10 protein-coding genes, 1 tRNA gene and 1 rRNA gene are annotated in these 12,399 nt (G+C 64.7%); 3 read left to right on the forward strand and 9 right to left on the reverse strand.

Going from position 1 to position 12,399, the window contains the following annotated elements; genetic code table 11:
* Window positions 1–107 precede the first annotated feature (107 nt).
* The 3 genes from rrf to CXR00_RS15770 all read left to right on the forward strand — a co-directional run bounded on the left by rrf (window position 108) and on the right by CXR00_RS15770 (window position 1,162).
* Window positions 108–224: ribosomal RNA gene (rrf, locus tag CXR00_RS15760) — 5S ribosomal RNA — on the forward strand.
* A gap of 129 nt (window positions 225–353) precedes the next feature.
* On the forward strand, window positions 354–1,007 hold the full coding sequence (locus CXR00_RS15765; RefSeq protein ID WP_104055616.1) for a TMEM175 family protein: 654 nt from the start codon (window positions 354–356) through the stop codon (window positions 1,005–1,007).
* A gap of 67 nt (window positions 1,008–1,074) precedes the next feature.
* Window positions 1,075–1,162, forward strand: a tRNA-Ser gene (locus tag CXR00_RS15770).
* Between the two features lie 100 nt (window positions 1,163–1,262).
* Here CXR00_RS15770 and CXR00_RS15775 read toward each other — a convergent pair.
* From CXR00_RS15775 to CXR00_RS15815, 9 genes are all read right to left on the reverse strand, one after another.
* Window positions 1,263–1,952: a thioredoxin domain-containing protein gene (locus CXR00_RS15775; protein WP_104055618.1), complete on the reverse strand. Its 690-nt coding sequence runs from the start codon at window positions 1,950–1,952 to the stop codon at window positions 1,263–1,265.
* A gap of 186 nt (window positions 1,953–2,138) precedes the next feature.
* A complete protein-coding gene (locus CXR00_RS15780) occupies window positions 2,139–2,720 on the reverse strand; it encodes a GNAT family N-acetyltransferase (RefSeq protein WP_104055620.1) in 582 nt (193 codons plus the stop codon).
* A 132-nt stretch (window positions 2,721–2,852) separates the two neighbouring features.
* Complete coding sequence (locus tag CXR00_RS15785) at window positions 2,853–3,761, reverse strand: oxygenase MpaB family protein (protein WP_104055623.1); 909 nt, start codon at window positions 3,759–3,761, stop codon at window positions 2,853–2,855.
* Window positions 3,762–3,856: 95 nt separating this feature from the next.
* Window positions 3,857–7,168: an ATP-binding protein gene (locus CXR00_RS15790; RefSeq protein WP_104055626.1), complete on the reverse strand. Its 3,312-nt coding sequence runs from the start codon at window positions 7,166–7,168 to the stop codon at window positions 3,857–3,859.
* Entirely contained in the window at window positions 7,165–7,980 is an 816-nt protein-coding gene (locus CXR00_RS15795; protein ID WP_104055628.1) for a DUF4194 domain-containing protein, read from the reverse strand. Before CXR00_RS15795 ends, CXR00_RS15790 begins: the two co-directional genes overlap by 4 nt.
* Entirely contained in the window at window positions 7,977–9,422 is a 1,446-nt protein-coding gene (locus CXR00_RS15800) for a DUF3375 domain-containing protein (RefSeq protein ID WP_104055631.1), read from the reverse strand. Before CXR00_RS15800 ends, CXR00_RS15795 begins: the two co-directional genes overlap by 4 nt.
* Before the next feature lie 132 nt (window positions 9,423–9,554).
* On the reverse strand, window positions 9,555–10,253 hold the full coding sequence (locus CXR00_RS15805; protein WP_104055633.1) for a transcriptional regulator: 699 nt from the start codon (window positions 10,251–10,253) through the stop codon (window positions 9,555–9,557).
* 159 nt (window positions 10,254–10,412) lie between these two features.
* Window positions 10,413–11,570, reverse strand: a complete 1,158-nt coding sequence (locus tag CXR00_RS15810) for an FAD-binding oxidoreductase (RefSeq protein WP_104055635.1) — start codon at window positions 11,568–11,570, stop codon at window positions 10,413–10,415.
* Entirely contained in the window at window positions 11,567–12,394 is an 828-nt protein-coding gene (locus CXR00_RS15815; protein ID WP_104055637.1) for an amino acid ABC transporter ATP-binding protein, read from the reverse strand. The genes CXR00_RS15810 and CXR00_RS15815 overlap by 4 nt, the downstream gene beginning before the upstream one ends.
* Between the last annotated feature and the right edge of the window lie 5 nt (window positions 12,395–12,399).

Raw genomic sequence — 12,399 nt, forward strand, 5'->3', positions numbered from 1 at the left:
ACGCGTGGATACTTTTTCATGACAGGCACGGTTGAACGTGTTTGGTTGTGACCCATTGTTTTCCCCTCCACCAGGAGCAGTTTGGCTGGTGGTGTGGGTGGTAGGGTTACGGCGGTCATAGCGTGGGGGAAACGCCCGGTCCCATTCCGAACCCGGAAGCTAAGACCCACTGCGCCGATGGTACTGCATCCGGGAGGGTGTGGGAGAGTAGGTCACCGCCGGACAATATTTCGGTAGAGAGAGTAAGGCCCCGCCATCGGCGGGGCCTTACTTGTTTAACCAACAACCAGTCAGCTGGACCTCCGGCGGGCCCCTGGGGTGACGCAGTGGGTGCAATCCGCCACACTGGCTGTGTGTCCATCAAGAGCATGAACGAAGCGTTCGCCCAGCGGGTTAATTCCGGTGCGGACGTAGAGCGCACCGCTTTCTTCAGTGATGCAGTGTTTGCCATTGCCATGACCCTGCTGGCCGTGGATATCAAGGTTCCGCGGGTGGCCGGCGATGAGCTGGGCCGGGCCGTCGTCGAGCAGGGTCCGGAATTTGCCGCCTACCTGCTGTCCTTCGTGGTGACCGCCGCGTACTGGCTCAGCCACCACCGGCTTTTCCGGCTGCTGTCCGGATATACAGTCGTCCTGCAGCGCCTCAACCTGGGGCTGCTCCTGATGGTCGGGCTTATCGGCTATGCCGCCGACATGATGGCCTTCTACAGCGACCAGGTGCTGGGTGTGGTGATTTACGCGACGATCCTCGGGCTGATCGGGGTGGCCAACACTACGCTGTGGGTCTATGCCGGGCGCCGCGGATTGTTTCAGGACGACATTGACCCCCAGCTTCTGGCCTACGCGCAGCGCCGCGTCGCCGTGACGCCTGCGGTCTTCCTGCTTTCCATACCGATTGCCTTTATTAGCCCCACTGCGGCCGCCTTGTCCTGGGCCGCCATCGTCGTCGGCAATCTGGTATTTCGGCTCTTGGGGAGAAGAGCGGCAGCGGCGGATGTGAAGCCTTGATCCCCCGATTCGTTGGTTTGGCCCTTTGTCGGGTAGTCTTATATCTGCTTCTTCGGGAGCAAAGCCTGGAGGATTCGCCTAGCGGCCTATGGCGCACGCCTGGAACGCGTGTTGGGTTAACGCCCTCGGGGGTTCAAATCCCCCATCCTCCGCCAATAAGAACCACCCCGGTCCCTTGGACCGGGGTGGTTCTTTGTCTGGGCGGCGTTCGCGCCGGTCCAGCCGGGTGTGCGGGCCGCCTAGCAGGCGCAAGTACTATTTTCCGAGTGCGTCATCCAGAGGCTTCTGGATTTCGCTGTAGGCCCCGGTTTCCAGCTGCACTGCCGTTCCGTCGAGATACAGCGTGGGTGTGCCGGGTACCTCAAGGTCCTGGGCATCCTGCAGATCCCGGGCCACTCGCTCCTTGATGGCGTCGGAGGAGTAGTCGGACTGGAACTGCTCGATGTCCAGCCCCAGCTCCTCGGCGTAGCCGGTGAAGATTTCCTCCACGTTGGACTCGTTCTTCCAGTCCTCCTGGTGTTCGAAGACCTTGGCGGCCATTTCCTCCAACTTGCCCTGCTCCGCAGCGGCTTCGACGGCGCGGGCGGACGGCTCGGCGTTCTTGTGCTTGGGGAGCGGGTAGTTCCGGACGACGATACGGACGTCGTCTCCGTAGTCGGCCTTGGCCTGCTGGATCAAGGGATCCATCATGGCGCAGTAAGGGCACTGGTAATCAGTGAAGAGGACCAGCGTGGCCTGCGGGTCCGCCGGGTTCGTAATGGCCCGGGCGTCCGCGGGAACCAGCTGGTCCATTTGGTCCGCCGGTACGGTGACTTCCGGGGAGGGGGAAGCAGAGGCGCTCACTGAGGTATCGGGGGAGGAAGACTCTCCGGAGGTCCCGCAGGACACGACGCCGCCGCTTACCAGCAGGCCGGCGATGATCAGTGACGGTACAGCTTTGTGCATAGTTCCTTTCCTGCATGGGGAGCGCGCGCCGATGCGCGCCGGATACGGGTTGGGAGTTGCTGTCCTTTAAATGGTTCCACCGGGGCCGGGGGGATTGGAAGGGGGCTTTCCGCCCGGTTCCTGTGATCTTGATCAGCTTGGCCTGTGACTCACAGGACGGTGCCGGTGACCCCGGGGCGACGCCGGTTACCGTGGCTCGATGTTAATACGCATGACGGTCTTGCGCTTGCCGATGTGCCGCTCGAAGGTGAATCCGGCCTTCTCGAACATGGCCCTCGTGCCGTTGTGGAGGAACGAGGATGAGGTTCTCTTGCCTGGGACGAGTTCGTTGGGGAACGAGACCACCTCGCCGCCGCCGGCCCGGGCGATCAGCTCAAGCGCACCGTCCAGTGCCTCCCGCGCCACCCCGGAGCGCCGGTGGTCCCGGTCGACGAAAAAGCACGTGATGCGCCACGGCGCCGGTCTCGTTTCGCCCGCGTCATACTGCTTGCGGTGGTAGATCCCCGGCAGCTCGTCCGGACTGCCGTACTGGCACCAGGCAATCGCCGCGTCGCCGTCGAACACCAGTGCCGCGTGAGCTGCACCTTCGGCCACGAGCCGCTGCTTGAAGGTAGGCCCCTCGTACTCATTCTTGACGGTGTCCTGCGTGTCGCCGTGGAAGTACGAGCAGTAGCACCCGCCCCACACTCCGTTGTGCTTCTGCGCGAGGGCCAGCCACGCCGGAAAGGTCTCCGGGGTGAGTGGTTTGATGACGTGTGCCTGTGCCATGCCCGCCTCCAGGATTGCCGCGGGATCACGCCACCCGCGTGTGTGCGAACAGTACATCCGATGCCGGGCCGGCCTTCAAGACGAAATCGGCCGGTGCGGCACTATTTCGAGTCCTGACTGGCTTCCCGCCGCTCAGTCCTGCTGCTGGGCCAAGCGGGCAAGTCGCTCGCGGGCTGAGCGTTCGGACGGGCCCATGTTTCCGAGCCCGAATTGGATGACGCGCAGCACCAGTCTCACCGGGCCGTGCACCGGCAGCTTGATGGGCCCCAATCGAGGTTCGCGGAGGCCGAGCAGTTCGCGGTGCCGCGGTTCCAGGGAGGCGACGGCGCCGGCGAACAGGACCCGGTAGCCGATGAGCTGGTTCTTCGGCAGGGGAGGGTGGCGCAGGAAGCGCACCACTTCATGGACCGTGGGGCTGGAGCGCAGCTCAGGGTCGAAGGCGGCCATCTGCTTCCTGAGCCCGGCCAGGTCCCGGGGCGGGCTGTCGATGCGCATCAGTTCACCGGCGGTGGCCCACTCGGCCACGTAGGCATCCGGGCCGCCGGGTATGGACCCGCCAAACTCCATGTGAGAGGTCAGGAACGCATCCGTAAAGGCGAGGTGGACCCAGCGGGCCAGCTCGGGATCGTTTGCCGAGTAGGGCCGTTCGACGCCGGCGGCATCCTCGTAGGTGCCCGTAACCCGTTCATGCAGCCGCAGCACCCAGTTTGATGCGCCGCGTGCCGCCGGCGTATCCCCGTAGGTGACGGTGAAAATCCAGCGGATGGTGCCCGCGAGCCGGCCGAGCGGATCTTCCTTGTAGTTGGAATAATCGCGCACGCCGGCCATCGCGCCGGGGTGCAGCGCCTGCAGGAGCAGGGCACGGATGCCGGCGACGATCGTCGTCATCGATCCGTGGACCGCCCACACTGCGGAGTCCGGTCCGTAATAGCCGCGGTCAGTGCCGTTGGCGAGTTCCAGTTCCCATTCCGGGATGGTCTCGGCATTGTTGCTGAAGGTGCCGACCAGCTGCCGGCGCCAGGAAGAAAGAAGCGTGCCCATCGTCCCAGTATGGCCCCGGCGGCTGGGAGGTGCCCGGCAAGGGGCACCTCTCCGGATCAGAGGACCCGGCCAACCGAACCCGGGACCCCCGGGACCTAGCGCAGCTGAATGTCGACCGACCGGGAATTGCCCAGCCCGCGCTCCAGCACGCCGGAACGGTTGGTGACGTCGTCACGCAGGATCTCGGTGACCGAACCCAGGAACCTGGACAGGTCCACCTTGTCCTCCGGGGCGGCGAGCAGCAGCTGGAAGCCGAACTCGTGCAGCGCATTGATGGACGCTTCCGCGAAGGACAGCGAGGACTTCACGAACGCCTCATCCATCATCACCGTGCCGTAGGTGCTGAACCCCTGGGACACGATGCCCAGCTGGTAGGCCAGCGCGGAGGCCATGATGAACGCCGTGAACCGCTGGCCCTCGCCGCCGGACATCAGCGACGCCTGCAGGTTGGTGTACGTGTGGCCGTTGGCGAGGCGGTGGTTGCAGGTGATGGTCACGTGCGAGCGGACATCCAGCACCTCGGCCCGCCAGCGCTTCTCCTCCGGATCCTTCAACCGGTCCACCAGCGTCTCCAGGGCCGCGTAGCGGGCGTCCATCTCCGCCTTGTCCTGCCGCCGCCCCATCATGGGCAGCGCGTTCTTCAGCTCGGTGCGGAACTTGTACGCGGCGTCGGGAACGGTGGTGGCCACCTCGATCTCCAGGTGGCTGCCCGCGTGGTATTCCACCCGTCGCAGCACGGAGTTCAAGGGCAGCAGCCGGGAGGAGATGCTCCGGCGCTCCTCATCGAGCAGCTGCAAAAGGTCGCTGAAGCGCTCGTAGGTGCGGTTGTTGAAGTATTCGCGGAACTCTGCCTCGCGCTGCGGCAGGCCCTCGGTGATGATGCCTTCGAACCGGTCCTCGTAGGCGCCGGCAGCCTCCACGGAGGTGCCGAAGTCTGAGCCCCACTTGTCGGAGTACGTTTCGAAGGTCCGCTCCAGCTTCGCGCGGGTTTCCAGCAGGGTCTTCTCCAGCCGGCTTTGCTCGGTGATCAGGGACCGTTCAACCTCCCCGGCGGCTTCCTTCAGCGCGGCGGCGTCGGTCAGGTCCCCGAACGGAGCAAACAGGTTCGCCAGCGCGGTGCGCAGCCCCTCGGAGAGGTTGTCGGGCGCCTTGGCGGAGAGCGCGGTGCGGCGTTCGACGGCGGCGGCCAGGTCCGCGTTCAGCCGGGCCGTGTTCTGCTTCAGTCCGCCCACCCGCTCCGTGGCGGCGGTCAGGTCCAGCTCGGCGGTGTCCAGCTCAAAGCGGATTTGCTCCAGGTCCTCGTTGGCATCCCGGGCCGACTCCAGCCGGTCGGTGGCCTGCGCGACGGCGGCGCGGGCGGCCTCCGCGGACAGCTCCTCCCAGGTGCGGCCGTCGTCGAGCACGCGGCGCACCGCGGCCAGCCGGCGGACAATCTCATCCTGTTCCCGCGCGTGCTGCTGGGAGACGGTGTCCGCCTCCTCGAAGACGGCGCGCAAAGCCAGCAGTTCATTGCCGAGCGCCGCGACGGTGTCCTTGTTGTCAAAGCCCAGGACGTTGTCCGAGGCCTTGGTGTGCCGGTCATCCTTTTCCGTGGTGCTGCGGTTGCGCTTGACCGCACCGCCTAGGCTCACGCCCTTGGCGACGCCGGCCAGCCCTGCCGGGTCCTCCACGCACACGAAGTCGTAGTGCGCGGTGATTTTCCGGCGCACCCAGTCGCCCATGGCGGAATCGTGGGTGACGAGCTTGGTGATCAGGTCATCGGGTCCGGGCTCTGCGGGGCCGTCCAGCGGCACGGAGACGTCGATGCAGCGCACGTAGCCCTGCATGTCGTTCTCGCTCAGGAAGCGGGTAACGGCGGCCATGTGCTCGCCGGGCACCAGCAGAGCGGTGGCCAGGGAGCGCAGGGTGCGCTCGGCGGCCGGACGCCACTGGGCGTGCTCGGCGGGCAGGTCGATCAGCTCCGCGGCGAAGGGCATGTCCGCCTCGTCGATGCCGGTGGCGGCACAGATGCGGGTCCGCTGGTCCAGGGATTCCTGCCGGATGCTGGATTTGCGGCGGCGGAAGGAACCGATCTCGTTCTCCAGCTTGGCGATTTGCCCCTTCAGCGACCAGGCCTCGCCGTGCGCGTTGCTGCTGCGCTCCTTGGCGGCGTCCAGGTCCTTCGTCAGGGACTTCATCAGGTCCGCGGCCCGGCTGCGGGCGGTGACCAGCCCGGCGGGGGAGAAATCGACGTCGATCCCCGCCGCGGTGAGCTCGTCGCGGAACGCGTTCTCCACGGTTTCGCGGGAGCGCAGCTGTGCGGCCGCGGCGGCGAGTTCGCGTTCCAGGGTGGCGATGGCGCCGCCGCCCTCTTCTGCGTAACGGGTGCTCAGGGCATCGCGCTGGTCCTTCAGGGTGGCCCGGCGGGCTTCCGCGGCGGACAGTTCCGCGCGGGCAGCCGCGGCTTCAGCTTCCAGCTTCTCGGCGGTGCGGCGGGCGCCGTCCAGGGCCAGGCGTTGCCGGTAGGCGGGCAACCCTTCCTTGGTCAGGGCCCGGTTGTGCGCGAGGGCGTCCGCTGCCTGCCGGTAGCGGGTGTGCAGTTCGGGGACGGAGGCCAGGTGATCGCGCTGCTGCCGGGCACGTTCAAGCTGGCGGCGGATGCTGCGCAGGTGGCTAAAGTCCTCCACCGCTTCCTCGGCGGCGGTCAGGGTGCGCGGGGTGTCCAGCACGTTGGTGCGGAAGAAGTCGTTCACCGTGCCGCCCAGGCCCTTGCCGGTCTGCAGGATGCGCAGCAGGTTGAAGGCCTTTTCATCCTCCACGCCCAGGGCCTGCCGGTAGCGTTCGGCGAACGTCTTGTGCGAATCGAACACGGCGGCGCCGGGCAGCAGCGCCTCCAGGCTGCCCTTGGTGAAGCGGCCGCGGATGCCGGTCTGCAGGGCGGCGAGGTCCAGCGGGCGGTTGTGCACCAGGTAGAAGCGGCCCAGGTTGTGTTCGGTGCCGGTGGCCGGCAGATCCATCACCACGGAGAGGGACGTGATCTGGCCCAGCCCGTTGTCGAAAGTCAGGCAAACCGCGGACCAGGTGGCGCCGGGCCGCTGGTAGGCGGTGCCCGCGCCGTCGTCCGCTCCCTGCGTGCCCAGCCTGCCGCGCATGTAGGAGAACGCGGTGCGCTTTTCCTCGGCGTTGGTGCCGTTGTTGTTCTGCGCAGCCTCGTTCATCTTCGGGCGGGCGTCCATCACCAGCAGCATCGCGTCAAAGACGGTGGACTTGCCCACGCCGGAATCGCCGGTGAGCAGGGTGCCGGCACGGTCCACCTTGATGGTGTGCGCGCCGTCGAAGGTTCCCCAGTTCACGATCTGCACGGAGGAGAGCCGGTTCTGGCCGGGGTTGATCAGGTCTCCCATGGGGAGGGTGGTTTCGATGCTCATGCCGGCTCCTCGCCGTCGTTCGTGGCGGGTTCAGCGTTCTCAGGCACAGTGTCGGTGCCGTCCAGATCCAGGGTGGCCGCGCCGTCGTCCGCTGTGTCGTCCCCCGCGTCCCCGGAAAGGGTGTTCATAAAGGTGACGATGTCGCCGATCTGGCTGTAGGGCAGGGCCAGCGGCAGGGCGGGGGAGATGACCCAGACGTTGTCCAGCTCGGTGGGGATCAGCAGGCGGCGGTCCTGGACGAGCTTGCGGATGGCGGCGTCCGCGGTGTCCTCTACGGATTTCGCGTCGCGCTGGCCCGGGTCCACGTAGGCCTCGAGCACCTCGAGGATGTCCTGCCGGGCGATGGTGGCCTCGTTCCCGGTGCCGGTGTGCCGGTCCAGGATCAGCCGCAGGCGCAGCAGCAGCAGGGTTTCCTCGCGGGTCATTTCGCGCTGGCGCTGCAGGGCGGAGGTGTGCGGCTCGGCCATTTCCACCGGGCGCAGCAGGGCGACCTTGCGGTCCTCGTCAATGACCAGGGTCAGGAACAGTTCGCTCAGCCGCACGCGCAGCTGCTCCTGGTTGTCCACCACGGTCTCGTACACGTTGTCGGACGAGGTGGCGTCCAGGTACGGGCCGCGCAGCAGCCGGATCAGGGCCTGGCGCAGCTTCAGCGGCAGGGTGCCGGTGTCGCCGGGGAACAGTTCCGGGCCGTCGACGAGCAGATCGCGCGGGGCGTCGGTGTCCTCGGTGTCTTCTGCTTCCAGCTCCGGGTTTTCCGGGCTGATCTCCTCCAAGACGTTCTCGTCCGGGGCGGCGTGGGTGGTCTCGCTCATTTTTCGGGGGCTTTCGCGACGGCGACGGCGGGCAGCAGCGCGGTGCGCTCGCTGCCGTCGATCTGGGTAAAGGTAACGGATTCAAGGGTGTCGCCGGCAGCCGAGCCGCCGGCGAGGAGGGCACGGATACTGTTCAGGTGCCGGTGCTCGGGCGGCAGCTGTTCGAACACCTGGGCCACCGTGGCGCTGGGGCGTTTCGCCGTCGCTCTGGAGACGGCGTCGGCCAGCACCCGCCGGTCCGCGCGCGGGGTGCGGGCCGAGCGGTGGATGTCCGCCTCGGTGAACTGCGGCGGTTCGGGCAGGGTGCGCGGGGCAGCGTGGTCTTCGGGGTTGTAGACCCGGACCATGCTGAGGGACTCAAAGCCCGACCCGTACAGCTGCGGCGCGGGCACGACGGCGGCGCGGCGGCGTCCGCGCGGAGCCTTGTGGATGGCGGCTTCGGCGGCGCGGATGAGCTGGCGCAGCTGGACGGATTCGCGGTACTCGTCGCTCTGCACGTAGGTGTGCATGGATTCGGAGAGCCGGCCGTAGATGCGGTGGATTTCGGTGGCCTGGTCGCGCATGTCGGAAATCAGCCGGTACAGGCTCTGCCGGTCCTCGGGGGTGAGGTTGTCGGCGAAGTCTCGTTCCAGGACCTCGGCGATGGCGGCGCGGAAGCGGGCCTGCTGGTCGGCGTCGTTCAGGAAGGCGGTAAACCCCTCGTAGGTGCGGCCTTCGGCGGTGCTGCGCAGCTTTTTGTCCGCTTCGAGGATTTCGCCCATGGTCAGGCCCTTGGCGGCGTTGGATTCCACCATTTCCTGGCGCAGGTTGTGCAGCATCTTTTCCAGGCCGTCGCGCATGCGTTTGAAGTCGGCGGGCAGGGCGGCGGCCAGGTCCAGGATGTCGCGGGCGGCTTCGACGGCGGTGTCCTCCGGCAGCGGCGGGGGAGCCTCCCCGGATTCCAGGGCGCGGATCATTTCCTCGCGGCGGGCGACCTCTTCCTTAAGCACGGCGATGCGTGCGGCCGGGTCCGGGTTGGATTCCTGCGCTAGGTTTTCCACCCGGTCCAGCAGGGTGGCCAGGCGGGAGGAGTTCAGCGAGGTTTTGTCGCTGGTGTAGCCGTCCAAGTAGGAGAGGAAGCGGGCGGAGGATTCGGTGAGTTCGTAGACGAACTTCCCGTCGGCGCGGGGCCGGGCCAGGAAGCGGCGGGCCACCCAGTCATCGGCGTAGTTCCGGCCGGTCCAGTCTTCGCGCAGGGATACGCCGTCCATGCGGAGCCGGTTCAGGAAGCTGTCCGTCATGGCGTGGAAGTCGTCCAGCGGAACCCGCGGGCGGGTGCGGGTGAAGGCTTCGCGGAAGAGCGCCGGGACCCAGGCGTTGGCGTTGGTCAGTTTCCAGCCGGGGGAGGCCTGGAGCCGCTGCAGTTCGGCCCAGCGGGCGACGGCGTTCTCGATGAAGGACATTCTGCGCTTTCCGCCCGTGCGGTGGGGAAAAACGGGCCTCCTCGATTTTAGCCGGGTGGAGGAGCGGGGTGGGTCAGTAGGAGCGGGGCGCCTGGCGCATACCTAGCGTGCGGGCCGTTGAGATGAAAAACTCTATGTTTTCGGAAGTTCGTTCAAATAATTGTAAATCGTGAATTTCGTGACGCCCAAAGCCTCAGACACCATTTCAACGGCATCTCGAAGGAGGAACACCCCGCGATCTTGCAACGTCCGCACCACGGCAACCTTATGCTTCTTGCGCATCTGATCTAGGGGGATTCCGGTATCGGCGATTGCCTTGTGGACCAGATGCGCTGCCAGCTCATCCACATCTTGGGTGAAGACCTCTCCATCCTTGTGCTGAACCGTCCCGGAGCCGGCGGCCATCTGTGCAGCTAGTTGTTCGATGGCCAGCCATGGCGAAAGATCTGTATGGATACACAAGGCAGCGGCGGGATTCCCGTCAATATCCCTTACCAGCATCGTGGAGGAACGCATGCGCCGTCCGTCGGGCAGCGTAGATTCGTAGTTGAGGTTGTAGTCTTCGAACCCGTGCCGGGCCTGTTGAAGCAACACGTCGGAGGGTGGGTCACCGATCTTACGACCCGTTACGTTGCCATAAATGGCCACAATAGAGTGAGGTACAAGACTAAGGTCATGTACCACCACCTCGGTTGATGCCGGCAGGGCACGGGCTATCGGTTCGACAAGGGCTCGGAAGGTTTCCACCATCCGCGCCCCATCAACCGTCCGCCGCGCAAGGGGAAGAACGAAGGCCGGGGGCGACTCTGCAGCGGTTTCGTCATGGCTCATACAAAATATTCCTTGTCTGTGTGCACCCAATCCTCCCTCGTATGTAGCTGAGAGGATCGGAGAAATAGCTGAAGTAAGCTTTGACGCACTGTCCCGCGTTCTGTCGGTATCTATCGCCCCCGGCCAGCTAATGATTAACAGCCCGAATTCAGTCAGTTTCTATTGCTGTCCCGGCAATCGTGGCACAGGCGCCGTGAAGGTCGCATTAGTATCCAACAGGCGTTCCGGCCGGAAGTGTTGAAGCAGGTCCACTCGCTCCTCATTGATCACTTCACGGGTTACCCACTGCCCCAGTGCCAGTGACATGGTGACGCCGCTGTGCGTGGCCACTACGTAGTGAGCGGGGTTATTTGCAAGATGCCCAATAACAGTTTTTCCGTCTGCGGGCATGGCCCGCTGTCCCACCTTGAAGGACTCAATGCGGGCATCCTCGGCGTTAGAGAAACGGCGAGCAAAGCGTTCCCGCAGTTCCTGAGCGACGACGGCGTCCAGTCCATAGGACTGGGAGGGATCGGCCGTAGCATCCAAGACAGTCGACTGCAGCTGGAAACGTCCGCCACCAGCTGGGCGAACATTTAGTTCAGAAGTGCTCAACAGCAATGGGTGGTCAACGGGAATTGGCGCGGTGGTGGCGAGGAAGCCCACGCCGGGGCCTCCGACCTCCGTGGTGTCCACCATGGGAACTCGCGTCCCCATCATTTCGGTCACTTCCTCGGTCCACCGTCCGACGCAGCTGACGACGACGTCAGCCTCTATCGCATTTCCGTCATTCGTATGGACCACGGCACCGGACCCGTGAGGGTCTATGCGCACCACGCGGGTATGCGTTTGTATTCGGGCTCCAGCATCGGTGGCTCGTCGATACAGTTCCACCACATAGAGGGCGGGATGTATATAGCCTTCCGTAGGGAACCATGCAATCGTGTCAGCGGTGTCAGGGATGCGCAGAGCTGGGCTGAGCTGGCGCGCGCGAGCCGGGGTAATCCACTCGGCGGGATAGTTGCGCTCAAGCAGACGGTTTACCCGTGCCGTCAGACTGGTTACATGGTCGTCGTCACTAGCCCATTCCACATGTCCTGATGGAATGAACCAGGTGCTGCCGGTGCCCTGTGCATGCATTTGCTCCAACCCGGCGAGATTGAGCTCAAAATAGGGATTTGGGTCTTTGCCGTTTGAATTTGCCCACGCATATGAGGTGGCAGAAGTGCCGGAGCCTGGGCCAGCGGCTTCAAGAACAACGACATCGGCTCCTGAGAGGCCAAGTTCGGCCGCGATAGAAAGCCCGATCACGCCTGCTCCTACGACAACGATTTTCATGCCGGTACCGCTCCCTCTTGAGTTGTTCCTTCGACTCCTGATTTTGATGCCTCAGTCTCGGCTCTGTTTTCGGCGGTTACTCGGCGTAAGAAGGCCTGCGTCCGGGGATGCTGGGGATTAACCAAAACGTGCTCCGGCGGACCTTGCTCAACAAGCTTGCCCTCCGCCATGAAGACCACATGGTCGGCAACTTCCTTAGCGAAGGCGATTTCGTGGGTAACCACGATCATCGTCATGCCGCTTTGAGCAAGGTCTTTCATGGCTTGCAGCACCTCACCGACCAATTCTGGGTCAAGTGCAGAGGTGGGTTCGTCGAAGAGCATTACCTTCGGATGCATGGCGAGGGCACGGGCTATAGCCACCCGTTGTTTCTGTCCGCCGCTAAGTTGGTTGGGGTAAGCGGTGCGTTTTTCTGCGAGCCCCACACGTTCCAGTAGGGCCAAAGCCTCGGTTTTGGCTACCTCGGCGGAGACACCACGTACCCTGATCGGGCCCTCGATGATGTTCTGTTCCACGGTCATGTGTGGAAACAAGTTGAATCCTTGGAAGACCATGCCGATGTCTTGGCGCTGGCGAGCAACTTGCTTTTCGCGCATTTCATATAGCTTGCCAGCCCGCGCTGTGTAACCGATGAGCTGGGCGTCGACGTATATGTGTCCACCCGACAAGCGTTCAATGTGGTTAATGCACCGGAGTAGCGTCGATTTCCCGGATCCTGAAGGGCCGATCAGGCAGGTAAGTTGGCCTTCCGGAACGATCAAATCGATGCCTTTGAGCACTTCAACCGATCCGAAGGATTTGCGAACTCCCCGGAGGTCGACCATGGGAA

Source organism: Arthrobacter sp. 9E16, from assembly GCF_002929435.1.
Lineage (GTDB): Bacteria > Actinomycetota > Actinomycetes > Actinomycetales > Micrococcaceae > Arthrobacter_B > Arthrobacter_B sunyaminii.